This window comes from Lactobacillus sp. ESL0700, from assembly GCF_029392095.1.
Classification (GTDB): domain Bacteria; phylum Bacillota; class Bacilli; order Lactobacillales; family Lactobacillaceae; genus Lactobacillus.
This window is the reverse complement of record NZ_CP113930.1, coordinates 213,681-230,113: the sequence shown is the minus strand read 5'-3', so window position 1 is coordinate 230,113 and position 16,433 is coordinate 213,681. Positions and strand designations below refer to the sequence as shown.

Below are 16,433 nucleotides of genomic sequence, written 5' to 3'. Positions count from 1 at the left end.
ACAAATAGCAGCAATCCGAAAATGCTCGGATTGCTGTTATTTTGTTTTGCGGTGATAACTGTTAGCAATATTTAATTTTTGGCGATATTTTGTAATTACGCGTCGACTTAGGTTGATTCCTTTGGCCGCAAATTGCTCAACTAACTGTTGATCACTCAAGGGATTAGCATGGTCTTCGTTCTTAATCAGCTGCATTAAGTCGTATTCAATCTTTGCCTGAGACAAGTCAGCTGTGACTGCTCGCGGAAACAGCAGCTTCAAGCTAAAAATTTTATTTTGACATTGAATGTACTTATCTTTAATTGCTCGACTGATAGTGCTTGGGGCTAAATTCAACTCGCGAGCTGCCTCTTTTAACCCCAATGGTCGCAGTTGCTCTTTTTCAAGAGTAGTCAAAAAAGCATACTGCTGCTCACCAACAAATTTTCCTAACCGCATTAATGTTTGGTGGCGATGCATAATAGCGGCTTTTAATTCAACATAGCGCTGTTTTTGTTCAGAAAAATATTGCTTTTGCTCAGACTGCTTCTTTAATTTAGAAAAACTACGCTCATCAAATAAAATTTCAGGGATTTGATTTTGAAAGCTCTCAATTGTTAAACGACCGTCATTTAGCCGGTAAATCAGGTCGGGAATTAGATATTGCGTGTTGGTATCATTAATAAACTGACTCGCCGGCAGCGGATTTAGCGTTTGAATACTGCTTAATGCCTGCTGCAGTTGCTCCTGCGAATAACTACTATTTGGCCAATTTTGTTTATCTGCTAATAGTGTCAATTGCTTATTGGTCAACAATTCTATGGCAATCGGATTAAAATCAGACTGCCTTTTTGCCTGCAATAACAAGCATTCCGCTAAGTCACTTGCACCAATACCACATGGATCAAGCTCTTGTAGTAAATCGCGGGCGTGAATTAATTCCGCAACAAGAAATTCCGTTTGCGTAGCAAGATCAGGCAGGTCAACTCGCAAATATCCATCCTGGTCTAAATTGTAAATTAATAATTTAACTGCTTGCTTTTCCTTGCTGCGCCAATTATTTAGCTCAACCTGCATTAATAAATGATCAACTAAATTTTCTCCTTTTGGCGTTCGCAGCCATTCTAAACTATGTTCACTATTCTGCGGCTGCTTTAGTGATACAAACGGATCACTTTCTGCTAAGTCCTTCATTACATTAACTAGGTCATATGTACTGTATGACAGAACTGCCAAATTTTGCTTTAATTTGGGTGACAAAAAAAGCCGCGTGACAAGCTGCTCTTTTGGTTTTAAAACCATTTTTTGCAATCGTGCCATCGACTTTTCTCCTTCTAGCCAAAATTATTAATAGTATTTTTGTTCATTATACTACACCAATTAATCCTAAAACGATTGACAATATAAATATTCCCAACATAACCCAGTTAATATTAACTCTTTTACGTAAAAGATAAAAACATCCAACTGTAATCAAAAGTGGAACTAAGCCTTTAAATAATTGATCTAAGTATCCTTGTAGAGCAATTGGCTTTCCTTTACCAATACTTAATGCAATTGTAGTTTTAAACTTAACGTTCATTGCGGTCATACAGCCCATCATAAGTAATCCCAAGGTACTTGCAGCCTTAGTCAGAATTTGCATGCCACCACTCTCATATACACGCTGAATAAATGTTGAGCCTAGGCTATAACCTACATACGTTAAATAAAATGACAAGAAAACAGCTGGTATATTATAAATAAGTAGAAATAAAATTGGTCCCATAATCGAGCCCTGCATTGAAAGACCTATCCCAATGCTTGCTGCAATAACTCTAAGAATTCCTTGAAAAAAAGTATCTCCAATTCCAGATAATGGTCCCATCAGTGAAGTTTTTACGGCAGTGATCGATTGATCATCAAAGTCATCGCCTCGAAGACTCTTTTCTTTTTCCATTGATGCAACAATACCTAAAATTAAGTTTTCCGCATGAGGAGTACAATTATACCATTGTACATGCCTTGTTAAAGCTGCTTCCTTATCTTTTGTTGTCTTATAGAATTTGTTAATTGCCGGTAACATACAAAATGTAAACCCACTGGCATGGAATTTTGAGGGTCCCATTCGATCAGCATGCATCGCAAACGAACGTAGCGACATCGAATTTAACATTTTCTTTTCTTCTTTTGATAAATTTTCTGTTATTTTCATGCGAAAAAGTCCTCCTCTTCTTGTTGTTTTTGGTCTAAACTACTGTTTACTTTTGTTGTCATAGCAGATTTTTTCTTCTTTAAATCCAAAATATCTTTGTCACGAAATGCCATTACAACCACTATGGCAATACCAATACATGCAATTGCCACTGCTGGTAAATTCAAATAAATAGTTAATACAAATCCTAGCAAATAAAATACTGCTAGTTTATTATCCCACAATATTTTCATTAGCGTTGCGAATCCAACAGCCGGTAATAATCCACCTGCAGTATTTAATCCTGCCATTAAATTTTGAGGAATAAATTTGACTAGTGAGCTTATTGCAGAAGAGCCAGCATAAACGCCTATAAAAGTCATTACTGCATAAATCCCATAATAAATAAACCAGGATAAAAAATGAATGAAGATTAAGCCTTTTTGGTTATTAGTTGCTGCTAATTTATCCAAAATAGGTGCAAAAATAATCATGACACCATTTTTCAATGCTAATAAAACAAAAGCTGCTAAAACACCTATTGGTATAGTTAACGTAACTGCTGCCTTTTGACTAATATTCGTTGTTACCGCAAAAGTTACAGCTAATACTGTTGCAATAGCCGGCTCAGATGAAATTACACCACCAACATTTAGCGCTCCCATAAATACGGCTTCTAGGGTAGCCCCAATTGTTAAACCAAGTTTTAAATTTCCCAAAAATAGTCCTGCTACAGCGCCTATCACAATTGGACGATCAATATAACTATTGCCTGTTAAATAGCTTCCTGCATAACAAAGAAGCATAACTAACATAGCAATTAATGCTGCTTTTAACATTATTTTCTCCTCTCTTCTTTGAAAAATTAAGCTTTACCATTAATCAGCTGGGGAATTGTTAGCTTTTCAGAAGTAGGTAATCCTTGCGAAAATGTCTCAACATCAGATAAATTATCTAATTCCTTTAGCTTAATAATTTCATCAGGATTAAGTGCTATTGCCGAATTAAATCTAATAATCTTTGATTTATCAGTTTGATCAAATCTTCCCGCATTTGCTACATTGACTTGCTCCACTTGATCAACATTTCTTGCAATTTCATAAGCATCTTTAACACAATTAGTCACCACAAAAATTCTCATATTTTTTCCTCGTGGATCATTTAAAACACTAATAGAATCTTTAATACCACGAATCAATAATTTTTTATCACTAGGCATTGCCATTTTCATTGTCATTTGAGCAACATCATTTTCAGCTGCACCATCATTGGCAACTAAAATTGCAGAAGCATTCAATTCTCTACTCCATACAAGTGCTACTTGTCCATGAATCAATCTATCATCTACTCTAACCTGTACTATCATTATTACTTTTCCTCCTTTACTATTTGTAATAAATCCGGCATTCTGTCAATACAATAAGTTGGTTGATACGGGCGAATCTGTTCATAATTTTTTTGCGACCAAGTAACAAACACGCTGCGCGTATGAGCATTATTAGCAGATTCAATATCCTGCCAATTGTCACCAATCATCAAAGTTTCTTTAGGATTGGCGTTTATTTTTCGCATTGCAATTAATATTGGTTCGGCATCAGGTTTTCTCTTTTTGCATTCATCACCACCAATTACAACATCAAATACAGAAGTTAAATTAAATAAATTCAGCCCATGATTAACCATATACTTACGTTTCATCGAAACTACTCCCAAATGACATCCTAATTTTTTTAATTTCTGTAAAACTTCTTTAACATCTGGAAATAATCGAACACTTTGATCATGTCGTAAATCACTATATGTATTGTAGGTATATAATATTTCATCTTCTAACCCTGGATATAATTCACGATATACATCTATTAAGTGTCTTCCATTAAAGGGTTTAACTTCATCTACAGTAAAAGTGTGATCACCGTATTTATTAAGTGCATACATATTCGATTCATTAATCAAATCATTACTATTTAAAAGTGTTCCATCCCAATCAAATAAAATTGTCTTAATCATGATTTTTTCTAATTAAAAAAAGTCATCTTCTTTATTTTTATTTACTTTAACCTCTACTATTTTTAGTTGACTATCATTAATCATTTCTTGTAAGTTATGCATTGAAATATTACCTGTCGCTAATAATATTGATAAAACAATCGGTAAGTTCATTCCCGTAATTACATAAATATTTTTCTTACCTGAATTTATAACTTCTGACACAACTTTTTGATTAACACTTCCCCCATAAATATCAGTAAAAATAAATCCCTGATCATTTGCATCTATACTAGCTATAAAATCAATAATTTGACCTGTAAAGTCTGAATCATCAACATAAGCATCAATAACTCTAAGGTTCTTTTCCCTACCAGTTAAAATTTTAATAGAACTTCTAATACCACTAGCTAATTTACCATGTGATGCCAATAGAATTTTTTTCATCTTTTTCCTCCCTCTAACTTTCTTTTAGCAAAACATATGCCAACTAAATCATCGTTTTTATAGCTTTTATAGCTATTTAATTGTTGAACAAAGTGTTTAATTTAAATAATTGATTAAACACTATTGTTAACATACAAAAAATACTAAATTTTACTGATTCTTTCCGTAAAACTTAGTATTGAGTTTTATCTTAAATAAATTGACTAAACAACTCATATAAAATATTCATTTCTGAAGCCGTAATTCTAATGTTGTATTTTATTTCAATTGGTTGAAAAACACTATGAGTTATTTTGAAAAATTTTGCTTCTTTTTTAGACACAGATTTTTCCACACTAACTGATGAATTATGAAGCATTAGCCGTTCAATCATCAATGCGATATGCATATATAAATTAAGCTTGAATTTACCATCAAATTTCACTTTATAAAGCAATTCATATTTATTAATAATTGTTTCTACTTCACCAATAACTACATCAGGATTTAAAAAGCTTAATCTCTCAGCGATTCCCTCTTTAGAAAAGAAACGAACAATTTGATTATTAAAATTTATTATTTGTTCTGACGACAAATATGGAGTCAACCAATCACGTAATTTTTCTTCACCACTTGCATCCAGCAAATTATATAAATTCATATGTTTAAACTTCACATCTTTAGTAATATCAATTGTTGTCAACACAAAAAGCGTACGATCAAAATATGACCATTCCTTTCTCATGATTTTTTCTTTCAACGAATCATAACTAATTGCAATTATCTTAATATTGGCTGGCATAAATGGTCTAATTATTTCACTTACTTTTTCAGCAATTCCTAGCCCCGAAACGCATGAAACCAAAATATTAGGTAATTGAGAAAAGCCCTCATAATATTTTGCTTCAATTGCATAATCTTGGTCTGCTTTTTCAGCAATCTTTTTAAATGGTGTATTCTGTTTAATTTTAATCGCAACATCAAGTGCTGTCAGGGTAGTTAAATTATTGATTACTAACAAATCACCATCTAGATGTGAATTGATTTTAGAATAAAGCTGTTCTAATGAGCCCATATCTATCATTAACACAAAACCATTAGTTGTGTTGAAACTGTCTATTAATTTATTTGCCTCTTTAATAATAGAAGAAACATCAGCATCAATAGGCATATCAATCGCATCAAAAATATAATTTTCACATAAGGAATTAACGACGGTCTGAATACTAGTAGCAGTATTTTCTCCATGTGCAACCATTAAAGCGCGCAATTTGATATTTTCATCAACAAATTGACTTATTAAGATAGTAAAAATTATCACTAAAGAATTTTTGCTTATTTTATCCAATATTGGTAATTGTTGATAAAAAATATCTGCTATATGAAATGAACGTGATAACTTCTTTGAAAAAATTTTAGTTAAACTTTCTCTATCTATTTTCGTAATCTTAAAGTGGTTTTTATATAATATGAATATCAGTGGCTCAATTGATGTTGCCATATTTAATCCATACCTCTTTTGAATAATTTCTGAAAAAATACGTTGATGTTGTATATGAAGCCCCGTCTCAAATTCAATTTTATTATTTATACTATTTAAATTTTGAAGTTTTGTTTGACAAGCTCGTAACTTTTTTAATGAATAATTTTCTGCTAACCGATGAATTGATATTTTTAAATCATCTAATTCTATCGAAAAATCATATTGTGAAATAAATTTTATTTTTTCATTTGGATCAACTAAAATAGTTCCCCAATTATAATATTTAGGCAAATTATTCAAAGATAGATTAGAAACAGTTACATTAATTGTGGGCAAATTTAAATCACGATTATATGCCGATGCACAAGCAAGTTGAATAATATTCTTAATATATCCAATATTTCCTGCATGCTTTATTTGTAATAATGTAGAAACGACATGCTGATCGACACAGATACTTTTATTTATTTTTCTTGCTTCTTTATAAACAAGTAACTTCAATAATTCTAATCGCTCATCAATTGGTCGATCTATATAATCAGGTAATTTTATTTTTACTGGTATTCGCCTTAAAAATGTTGTCAATAAGACCTTATCTGGATTTTCCGTAGTTGCCATTATCAATCGAACATTAGTTTTTTCAGCATGAATATTATCACCTACTTTATAAAATTTACCTGTATCAATAAAACTAAACAATTTTTCTTGATTTTCACTACTTAAACGATGAACTTCATCTAAAAATAAGAATCCACCATTGGCTTGTTTTAAAAGCCCTTCAGTTTCTTCATTTGCCCCTGTAAAAGCGCCTTTCACATATCCAAACAAAGTACTAGAAATTAATTCTGGATTATCAGCATAATTAGCACAATTAAAAGTAATATATGGTGCACCAACTTTTTTAATTTGTTTGCTTATAGAATAACGATAAATTTTATTTGCCAAATAACTTTTGCCAACACCTGAATGACCTGTAATTAAAATATTTAATCCATTTGGAGGATATACTACTGCTGCTTTAACCTGATCAATGATATGTTTCATTGAGCCCTTATATCCTATAAAATCAGTAAAAACCTGAGAAAAATCAGGAGATAGATGCTCTGTTATTTCCCATTTTACAGGTCTACCCGCAATTTTCCTTACTTTATGTTCTTTTAATAACTTATTAAGATAGTGACTAACTACAGATCTAGATAATTTTAAATTCTCTGCTAATTGAAGAGTAGGAATAGCATGCTCAGAAGCTTGTTTTGCTAATTCATCATAAACTCGTTTTTCTGCTATACTCATAAAATTCCTCAATCCATACTTTTATTTCAAAAAAACCTGATCAAATTGATCAGGTTTTGCACAAATAATCTTGATAATAGTTGCATCTATAGAAAAAATGTTATATGGTCAAAGTGGTCAAACTTTGTAAGAAGGGCACTTTTTAGTCGCCCTTTTTATTTTGGGCTGTTTTTTTGTTATAAAGTGCTTTACCAGCTTTAACATCTTCCCAAGTACCAATTTTTGTACCTTCGGAATAATATCCGTCTAGGACACCGATTTTTTGAAATACAGTTTGCTTATATGCAACCTTAGCATTATATTCAGTAATATCTACGTCAGCTAAAGACTTATGTAACGCAGTTAGCGGATCCATATCCTTTCCACCCGATGTAAACAAAGTACCATGTGAGTTTAGGATAAAACCATTTCGTAAAGCTTTTGAACCTAGTTTTTTAATTTCTCCCGCAACATACTGCGCCAATTCTTCTGTACACATTGGATGCCAATCTAGTGTTCTTATTTCTTTCAACTTTTGCGTAGCTTCTGTAACATTAGGCATATTCAAACCACTTGTACCCCAAAACATACATTGATCAGCATGAGAATGAAAGACACATTTAATATCTGGATTAGTATCATAAATTGCTTCGTGCATATTAATTTCACGAGTTACCTTACCATTTCCAGAAATAACTTTACGAGTATGTGGTTCAATTACTAAAATTTGATCAGCATTTAAATAGCCCATATATGCTTCTGACATCATTGTTGGTGTCATTACATAGTAATCTTTACCAGCTTCGTCTTGAACTTTAATACTAATATTTCCACCGACAATATTAGTATCACGACGTTCCATTACTTCTCGAACTACTTTTGCTAAATCTTCACGTTCATATTCAAAAGGAATTCTTCCTGCAGGATATTTCATAAATTATTTTTCCTCCTTATATTATTTTTAGTAGACCAACGCTTTTTAATAAAAAGGGTATCACTTCCCTTCTTATTAATTAGTAATCCTAAAATAATAACGAAGATATTTAGCCAATAGGTCTTAGTTATAAGAGCTAGACTGAATAATCCGAAAGCTAGAAAAGATAAACATGTCCAAAAAAACTTTTTATTTGAAATGTTTTTCATTAATCTATACCTATTCGGCTTTAGCTGCTTTCTTATACTTTAAGGCAGGAATTGGATTTTTCTTAAATGAGCGATACAGTAACCAGAACAAAGCCATCAATACTACTAAAGCAATGATTGCCCATATATTACCGCGACCAGCCCAAGCCATTGCCCATCTCAATTCAGGAGCTTCAATTGAACTCCACGAAACTTGAGAACCAGCTGGAACTTTAATAGTAGTACTCGATTTTGCTAATTTAGTAAAGATATTTGCAAAATATGATGCTCCATATAAGAAGACTGGTTCATAAATCACACCCAAAACCAACATTCTTAATAGATTACCACCGGTAAGCAGTAAGCCACCAACACCAATACAATAATTAATTACACCAGCAATTGGTAGAATAGTATTACCCGGCAAAACTGCAGCGTAGATAATCGAAACTGGAATCATTAGTACCATTGTTACCCATAATTCAGTACTTTGACCCAGAATTGGCCAGTCTAATCCAATTGAGAATGTTCTACCTTTAACGTGTTTCTTCATGAAGTCACTCATAGTAGATCCAAATGGTGTTAGTGCATCCATAAAGAATTTAGCCATAACTGGAAAGATCGCCATTACAGCTCCAACAGTAACCGCTAAATTCAGAGCATCACCCAAACTATAGCGACCAGCCAAAGCTAGCAAAAGTCCAATTATTGAGCCCATTACAACTGGTTCACTAAAAACACCAATTTTTCTCTTTAAAGCTGTAGCATCCCATTCACGATTAAAAATCGGAATGTAATCCATCAATTTATTAATAGGCGACATAATGATAGCAGTAAAAGCCTCAATGTGTGTTACAGTAACACCTTCATAGCCTAACATATTAGCTATTTCTTTACTCCACATGTCACCAAGCTTCAAACAAATCACTACTTGAATTGCACCACAGATAAAGCCCCAAATTAAACTACCAGAAATTTGGTAAACCATGTAGCCGGTTAAAGCAACTCCCCAAACATTCCACATATCTGCATTCATCGTGTCTGTCAGTTTTGCCAGAAGCATAATTATATTCACAACAATTTCCACTGCAAAGAAAAGAAAAGCTAATGTCCAACTCCATGTAATTGAAGCTGCACCAGTCCAGCCAAAATCTACTGCAGGTAAATTAATTCCAGTATATTTAGCTAAAGCTTTAGCAGCAGGACTAACAGTTTGAGTCAATTGATTTATTGCCATTGACATACCAATAAATCCAGTTCCTAGATAAAGTCCAGAGGTTACAGCCTTAGAAGGCTTCATTCCAAATATTAGTCCCAAAATCATAATTAAAATTGGAATTAATACTTGAGCTCCAACGCTTAAAATTCCTTGAACTATCGCGTTCCAGTCCATTCAAATCATCTCCTATACGATTTGTTATTTTGCCTGTTTAACAATATCAGCTACTTTTTGATTAGCTTCATCTTGTCCCATACCGGTTAGCCATGGTAAACCTACCATACCAACAACGTTGTTTTGATCAAGTGCTTCTTGAAGTTCCCCATCAGCTGGAGCAATGCCAACATAAATAATGACATTAGCATCATTTTCAACAGATCCTTTGGCTTCTGCAACAGGCTCTGGCGTAGCTTTAGCAATTTGATCTAATCCTTGGTCTGCTAAAAAATCATTAATTTTATTAGCGACTTGAGGACTAGTAGCAACGCCCGTTCCACAACAAACTAAAATAGTTTTCATTTTGATAATCCCTCAAACTTTCTTTCAACTAACTGAAGCATCTTTTCAGTAGTACTTATTCCTTTAAATTGCCCAACAAAGTTTTCATCTTGAAAAGCTGAAATTATTTGAGATAGCAATTCAGGTTGCTTTTTGCCATTCTTTAGACCCAAAAATAAAAAATCACTAGCTGTAATTTCAGCATTATCACCCATTTGTCTTAATTTTAATGGTTGAGTAGTTCTCGCAATATATATAAATGGTCGTTTGACATATTGTGGATCCACATGTGGCAATGCTAAGGATATTTTCGGGAACTTTAATCCAGTCGGATAAGAGAGCTCCCTCTTCTCAAGACTCGTAATATAACCTAAGTTTGCATACTCCAAATTGATGGCTCTTAACCCCACTAAATCAAATAACTGCTCTTCACTAGACACAGAAACATTTAAATCAATTAAATTTTCGTAAAACAATACTTAAACCTCCTTTCTTATTCTGTATACGTTTTCAATATAATACCTAAGTTGAACATTGTCAACCTAAATTTAACAAAGATAAACACAGAATTACTTTTATTGTTCAAGAATGTTTGCTATACTATGTGTGTAATATAATTCTAGTATGAAGAAGTGATTTTGTGAGTTTACAAGAAAAAAGATTAACAGAGATTAACAATATTCTAAGTAAAACAGGGTTTATGACAACTGTTGATATTGCAAAAAATTTACAAGTTTCACCAATGACTATCAGACGTGATCTTAAGCGCTTAGAAGAACAGGGAAAAATAACCAGGATTTATGGTGGTGCTCAAAGCAATAATCAGACAGAATCAACAACAAACGAAAAATTAAAGAAAAATATTGTTGAAAAAAAAGAAATTGCCAAATTATTAGCAAATGAAATTACTAATAACTCAACAATTTTTTTAGGTGCGGGGACTACTTTATTAATGGCAGTACCTCTATTAATACCGAAGAATTTGACTTTTGTAACTAACAGTCTACCAGCTTTTAATGAAATAAATAAAAGTGACTGCCGTTTATTACTTACCGGTGGTGAATTACACAGAAATACCGAAGAATTCTTGGGAGAAAAAGCTGAAAATATTTTTAATGGTCTTAATTTAGATTATGCATTATGTTCTACCAATGGAATCAGTGAAAATCGTGTTACAACAAGCACAATACCTGAAGGCAACATTCAAAATATTGCCATTGCTCATTCTGAAAAATCATTTGTTGTAGCGGATCATACTAAATTAGATCATTCAGATATTATAACTTTTCAAAAACTAGATAAATTTGATTGTTTGGTAACAGATCCAGAAATTGAAAATGAAAAAGTTAAGAAATATTCAAAATATATTAAAATGATTTACTAATAATTTAGAATAGGAATAGATAATGGATATTACAATTACAGTCAACCCATCCGTTGACCGTCTATACCAACTCAAAGAGTTAAAAGTAGGCTCACTTAATCGAGTCAATTTAATAAAAAAGATGGTTGGTGGTAAAGGAATTAATGCTGCTCGTGTTGCATCTAATCTTGGTGCAAAAACTGCAGCAACAGGTTTTTTAGCAGGTTACAACGGTCAATATATTGAAGATCAAGCACGTGAAGATCAATATACTGCTGATTTTATTAAGATTACTGGTAACACCCGCAATTGCTACACAATAATTCAACAAAATAATAAAAAAACAGAAATTAATGAACATGGAGACTATTTATCTTCATTAAACTTTACACATTTACTCAATAAATTAAAATCATTAATAGGCAATAACAAAATTTCAGCAATTTCTTTAAATGGCAGTTTACCTCCTACTCAAATTACTAATTTTTATACACGAATTATTAGTCTAATTAGAACATTAGACCCAAAGATAAAAATCATTTTGGACACTTCCGGTAAAGCTTTAACAGAAGTATTAAAAAGCAACTTGTTGCCTGACTTTATTAAACCTAATGAACAAGAAATTGCAGATCTTCTTTCAACTACAGTAACTTATGATTGTTACGCTTTAAAAGAGGAAATCACTCAAAGCAATCTAAATAAAATTCAAAATATTATTGTTTCATTAGGTGACAAAGGTGCATTAGTTAAACATCATGAGCATTTCTTTCAAGTTAAGTTTAATCCAGTAAAGGTAGTAAACACTGAAGGATCTGGTGACTCAGTTGTCGGTGGATTATTATATGCATTAGACAAACAGCTTGATTTCGAATCTGCTATCCGTTGGGCAATTGCTTCAGGAACAGCAAACGCTATGGAGACAAAAACAGGCTTTGTTCAAAAAAATAATGTTAAAGAAATAATGAAAACCATTGAATTGGTTCCCATCAAATAAAATAAAAACTTCAGTAGATTTAAATGTCTACTGAAGTTTTTATTTTATTTATAATATTAGTTTTATTCAATATCACATAAGTTAACGCCATACATTGTAGCTAAGTCGCGAACTTGTTCCTCAGTAGCTGCAAATGACATTACAGTATGGTGACCACCACCAGCATGAATCCACTTAGTGGCACCTTCTTTAAGGCCAGGTTTTGGTGTCCACATTTGCTTAGCAACAGGTAAGTGTGGTGTCTCCTCAGCTTTATGACCAATTACTGGATAAGTAACAATCTTGAAGTTATCACGGAAGTCAGCCAAAGTTACATCAACAGCGTCGCCTTCACCACCGGAGAATACCAAACGTGCAGGATCATCCTTACCACCAATGTCTAATGGGTGAACTTCAACCCGTGGCTTTTCAGAAGCAATTGATGGGTCAACTTCAAGCATGTGTGAACCTAAAATAGCTTCATGACCCTTACGCAAATCAAGAGTATAGTCTTCCATAAATGCAGTTCTCTTGTTGTGTGTCATAATCTTGAAGATCCGCAACAATCCGGCAGTCTTCCAGTCACCTTCACCAGCAAAGCCATAGCCATCACGCATCATCAATTGAGCTGACAAACCTTCCAATTGTTTCATTCCGTGCAAGTCTTCAAAGTTTGACGTAAATGCGGTATAACCACCACGTTCAAGGAAACGTTTTAGAGCAATATATTGTCTTAATTGATAGCGAACAGTATCTTCATAAGCTTTTGCATCCATATCACCCTGAACCATAATGTAGCGCGACTTCAGGTCAGCATATTCGTCATCAATTTCAGATTCTTTAACTTTATCCATTTCATCAATTAAGTCACCAACAGGATAGTAATCAACTGTCCAACCTAATTGAATTTGTGCTTGAACCTTGTCACCTTCTGTAACGGCAACATTCCGCATCGTATCACCAAAACGACAAATCTTAGTCTTAAATGATTCGTCATAAGCAACGGCAACATCTTCCCAGTCAGCAATTTGCTTTACAACTTCTGGATCTTGCCAGTGACCATAAACAACCTTATTATGCATATTCAAGCGAGCGTTAATATAGCCATATTCCCGGTCACCGTGAGCACTTTGATTCAAGTTCATGTAGTCAAAGTCCATTGTTTCGTAAGGGATGTAATTTAAGTATTGTGTAGCAAAGTGCAGCAGTGGCTTTTGCAATAATTGTGAACCACGAATCCAATTCTTAGCTGGTGAGAAAGTATGCATCCAGGTAATTACACCGGCAACATTGTCATCGTAATTAGCTTCTTTCATAAACTTAGTAATTTCATCAGCAGTTGTCAAAACTTCTTTAAACACAATTTTATATGGTAAATTGCCATTTTCATTTAGACTAGCAACAATTTTTTTAGAATCTTCTGCAACTTGATTTAAAGCTTCTTCACCGTAAAGGTGTTGACTCCCAGCAGCAAACCAGAATTCATATTTTGGAATAGATAACATAATAATTTCTCCTTTGAAATAAAAACACGCTTTTAAACTACTACAATTTTTAATCCATCGTTACTCAGCTTGACATCACTTCCCAGTTCTCTTTGCATGTGTCTGCGATTGTGCGTTGTTTTGACCATAATAGGCATTCTTACCATGCTTGCGATAATAATGCTTATCCAGCAAATATTGTGGTAATTCGCTATTAGCTCGAGTTAGTTGCAAAGTGTGATAGTCTTCCTCAGCTACAACTTCTAGCACCTTAGCGTTATATACCGCCTTTTTTGGCGTTTCGCCCCAGCAGAATGGACCATGTTGGCTAACCAATGCTCCTGGAGTTGCCTCATAATCTAAACCACGCTCTTTGAACGTCCTCACAATTGCTTGACCTGTATAACCTTCATAATCTTCCTCAATTTCAGCCTTAGTTAAAGCATCAGCTGCTGGAATTGCATTATAAAAAGTATCGGCATGTGTTGTATTCATTGCAGGAATATCCATTTTGGCTGCCGCAAAAGACACGGCCCAAGGCGAATGTGTATGGACAATGCCGCCAATCTTAGGAAAGGCATTGTACAAAACAGTATGCGTTGGCGTATCACTTGATGGGTTCATCGAGCCTTCAACTACCTCGCCTTTAAGGTTAACCACTACCATATCGTCGGGTTTCATTTGCTCGTATTCCACACCGGAAGGTTTGATAACAAATAACCCACTGTCGCGGTCAATTCCGGACACATTACCCCAAGTAAAGGTAACCAAATCTAGCTTAGGCAGTTGCATGTTAGCTTCATAAACTTCTTTTTTCAGTTGCTCTAACATTCTATTCTTCCTCGTCCTTTAATATTTCTGCCTGGTTTTCAAGTTGCAGCGCTAATTCATAGCGATCAATGTACTTTTGGGCACCCTTGACACCTTCAGGCTCTGGACTTAAACTCATCATTTCTGAATCAACAAAAACTTGACTGTCTAGATAATCTGCTAATGCTATCGACTCATGTTGTGCAGCGTATTGCGCAAGCACTGCCATACCCCAAGGGCCACCAACACTGGCATTAAGCATGACAGAAATTGGCAAATTCAAGATATTTGACAACACCTGCTGCCCAACTACCGGAGTTTTAAATAAGCCACCTTGTGCAATCATGACATCTGTTTTGACATTTTCTTCATTTGTCAAAACATCCATCCCAATCTTAAGCGGCGCATAAGCCGAATAAAGTTGTGCCAGCATAAAGTTTGCTAACGTAAATTTACTGTTAGGAGTTCTAACCAGCATTGGCCTACCTTCATCGGTATTAGTTACTGGCTCACCAGAGAAGTAACTATAATTGACCATGCCGCCAGCATCTGGATCTGACTTAGTCGCATCTAAGAACAAAGTACTGTACAGTTCATCCGCAGATAAATTCTTACCTAATCGCCCAGCAAATTCCTTAAAAATTTCTGCCCAAGCATTAATATCAGAAGAACAATTATTAACGTGAACCATTGCTACTGGTAAGCCATCTGGAGTTGCCACAATGTCAATATCGCGGTGAACTTTTTTGAGAGGTTTATCCAAAACTACCATTGAAAATTCAGAAGTACCAACAGAAATATTACCAGTTCTAAGCCGAACGCTATTAGTACTAATCATACCGGTACCAGCGTCACCTTCAGGTGGTGCCATTACACTGCCACTTTGCAGCGTTCCAGTTGGATCAAGCAACTTAGCACCCTGCTCGGTTAAATGACCAGCTACTTGTCCCGCAGTTAAGACCTTAGGTAAAATATCTCTAATTTTCCACGGGTATTTCTTAACTTGTGGCAAGTTACTAAATTGTTCCAGCATCTTAGAATTAAAGTCCCCTGTCTGGTCAACTGGGAACATCCCTGACGCATCACCAATGCCGATGTTTTTTTCACCAGATAATTGCCAATGAACATATCCTGCTAAGGTTGTCATATATGCAATATCCTTAACATGCTCTTCATTATGTAGAATTGCGTGATATAAGTGTGCGATACTCCAGCGAAGTGGAATATTGAAATTAAACAACTTTGTCAATTCGCCAGCCGCATCACCAGTAATCGTGTTGCGCCAAGTTCTAAAAGGTACTAACAATTGATCATTTTTATCAAATGCTAGATAACCATGCATCATTGCACTAACACCAATTGCCCCAATTTTTTCAATTTTGACATGATATTTACTGCTAACGTTTGCTGCTAACTGCTGATAGCTTAATCTCAAGCCAGTCCAAATTTCTTCCTTTGAATATGTCCAAATTCCGTTCTTCAAACTGTTTTCCCATTGAAAAGTACCTGTCGCAAGCGGATTAAACTTACTATCAATTAATACTGCCTTAATTTGCGTTGAACCAAATTCAATTCCCAAAGCAGTCTTACCTGACCGAATTAATTCAGCGGTATCCGTGATATTCATATTTTCATCTCCCAA

Annotated in this window: 16 protein-coding genes; 2 read left to right on the top strand and 14 right to left on the bottom strand. The window is 34.2% G+C overall.

The window, feature by feature from the left end:
* Positions 1-36: 36 nt before the first annotated feature.
* The 11 genes from rpoN to OZX63_RS01125 all read right to left on the bottom strand — a co-directional run bounded on the left by rpoN (position 37) and on the right by OZX63_RS01125 (position 10,637).
* Positions 37-1,299, bottom strand: coding sequence for an RNA polymerase factor sigma-54 (gene rpoN, locus OZX63_RS01175; protein WP_277143900.1), 1,263 nt, complete (start codon positions 1,297-1,299; stop codon positions 37-39).
* Positions 1,300-1,345: 46 nt separating this feature from the next.
* Positions 1,346-2,173: a PTS system mannose/fructose/sorbose family transporter subunit IID gene (locus OZX63_RS01170; protein WP_277143898.1), complete on the bottom strand. Its 828-nt coding sequence runs from the start codon at positions 2,171-2,173 to the stop codon at positions 1,346-1,348.
* Positions 2,170-2,991 (bottom strand): PTS sugar transporter subunit IIC, encoded by an 822-nt coding sequence (locus OZX63_RS01165; RefSeq protein ID WP_277143896.1) that lies wholly within the window; start codon positions 2,989-2,991, stop codon positions 2,170-2,172. The genes OZX63_RS01170 and OZX63_RS01165 overlap by 4 nt, the downstream gene beginning before the upstream one ends.
* A 26-nt stretch (positions 2,992-3,017) precedes the next feature.
* A complete protein-coding gene (locus OZX63_RS01160) occupies positions 3,018-3,518 on the bottom strand; it encodes a PTS sugar transporter subunit IIB (RefSeq protein ID WP_277143895.1) in 501 nt (166 codons plus the stop codon).
* A gap of 2 nt (positions 3,519-3,520) precedes the next feature.
* Positions 3,521-4,162 carry an HAD-IA family hydrolase gene (locus tag OZX63_RS01155; protein ID WP_277143893.1) on the bottom strand — a complete coding sequence of 214 codons (642 nt, stop codon included), beginning with the start codon at positions 4,160-4,162 and terminating at the stop codon, positions 3,521-3,523.
* Between the two features lie 12 nt (positions 4,163-4,174).
* Complete coding sequence (locus OZX63_RS01150) at positions 4,175-4,588, bottom strand: PTS mannose transporter subunit IIA (protein ID WP_277143891.1); 414 nt, start codon at positions 4,586-4,588, stop codon at positions 4,175-4,177.
* 190 nt (positions 4,589-4,778) lie between these two features.
* Entirely contained in the window at positions 4,779-7,343 is a 2,565-nt protein-coding gene (locus OZX63_RS01145; protein WP_277143889.1) for a sigma 54-interacting transcriptional regulator, read from the bottom strand.
* Positions 7,344-7,485: 142 nt separating this feature from the next.
* Positions 7,486-8,256, bottom strand: a complete 771-nt coding sequence (locus OZX63_RS01140; RefSeq protein ID WP_277143887.1) for a class II aldolase/adducin family protein — start codon at positions 8,254-8,256, stop codon at positions 7,486-7,488.
* A 219-nt stretch (positions 8,257-8,475) separates the two neighbouring features.
* The gene (locus tag OZX63_RS01135; protein ID WP_277143885.1) at positions 8,476-9,837 is read right to left on the bottom strand and encodes a PTS transporter subunit IIC; all 1,362 of its coding nucleotides are present in this window, start codon (positions 9,835-9,837) and stop codon (positions 8,476-8,478) included.
* Between the two features lie 24 nt (positions 9,838-9,861).
* Positions 9,862-10,182 (bottom strand): PTS galactitol transporter subunit IIB, encoded by a 321-nt coding sequence (locus OZX63_RS01130; RefSeq protein ID WP_277133320.1) that lies wholly within the window; start codon positions 10,180-10,182, stop codon positions 9,862-9,864.
* Entirely contained in the window at positions 10,179-10,637 is a 459-nt protein-coding gene (locus OZX63_RS01125) for a PTS sugar transporter subunit IIA (RefSeq protein WP_277143883.1), read from the bottom strand. Before OZX63_RS01125 ends, OZX63_RS01130 begins: the two co-directional genes overlap by 4 nt.
* A gap of 164 nt (positions 10,638-10,801) precedes the next feature.
* Between OZX63_RS01125 and OZX63_RS01120 the strand changes: the two genes are divergently transcribed.
* Together OZX63_RS01120 and OZX63_RS01115 are read left to right on the top strand one after the other, a co-directional pair.
* The gene (locus tag OZX63_RS01120) at positions 10,802-11,545 is read left to right on the top strand and encodes a DeoR/GlpR family DNA-binding transcription regulator (protein WP_277141155.1); all 744 of its coding nucleotides are present in this window, start codon (positions 10,802-10,804) and stop codon (positions 11,543-11,545) included.
* A gap of 22 nt (positions 11,546-11,567) precedes the next feature.
* Positions 11,568-12,518 (top strand): 1-phosphofructokinase family hexose kinase, encoded by a 951-nt coding sequence (locus OZX63_RS01115; RefSeq protein ID WP_277143881.1) that lies wholly within the window; start codon positions 11,568-11,570, stop codon positions 12,516-12,518.
* Positions 12,519-12,580: 62 nt separating this feature from the next.
* On the opposite strand, the gene araA is transcribed toward OZX63_RS01115, so the two are convergent.
* From araA to OZX63_RS01100, 3 genes are all read right to left on the bottom strand, one after another.
* Complete coding sequence (gene araA, locus OZX63_RS01110; RefSeq protein WP_277143879.1) at positions 12,581-14,002, bottom strand: L-arabinose isomerase; 1,422 nt, start codon at positions 14,000-14,002, stop codon at positions 12,581-12,583.
* A gap of 75 nt (positions 14,003-14,077) precedes the next feature.
* Positions 14,078-14,812, bottom strand: coding sequence for an L-ribulose-5-phosphate 4-epimerase (locus OZX63_RS01105; protein ID WP_277133311.1), 735 nt, complete (start codon positions 14,810-14,812; stop codon positions 14,078-14,080).
* Between the two features lies 1 nt (position 14,813).
* Positions 14,814-16,418, bottom strand: a complete 1,605-nt coding sequence (locus OZX63_RS01100) for an FGGY-family carbohydrate kinase (RefSeq protein ID WP_277143877.1) — start codon at positions 16,416-16,418, stop codon at positions 14,814-14,816.
* Between the last annotated feature and the right edge of the window lie 15 nt (positions 16,419-16,433).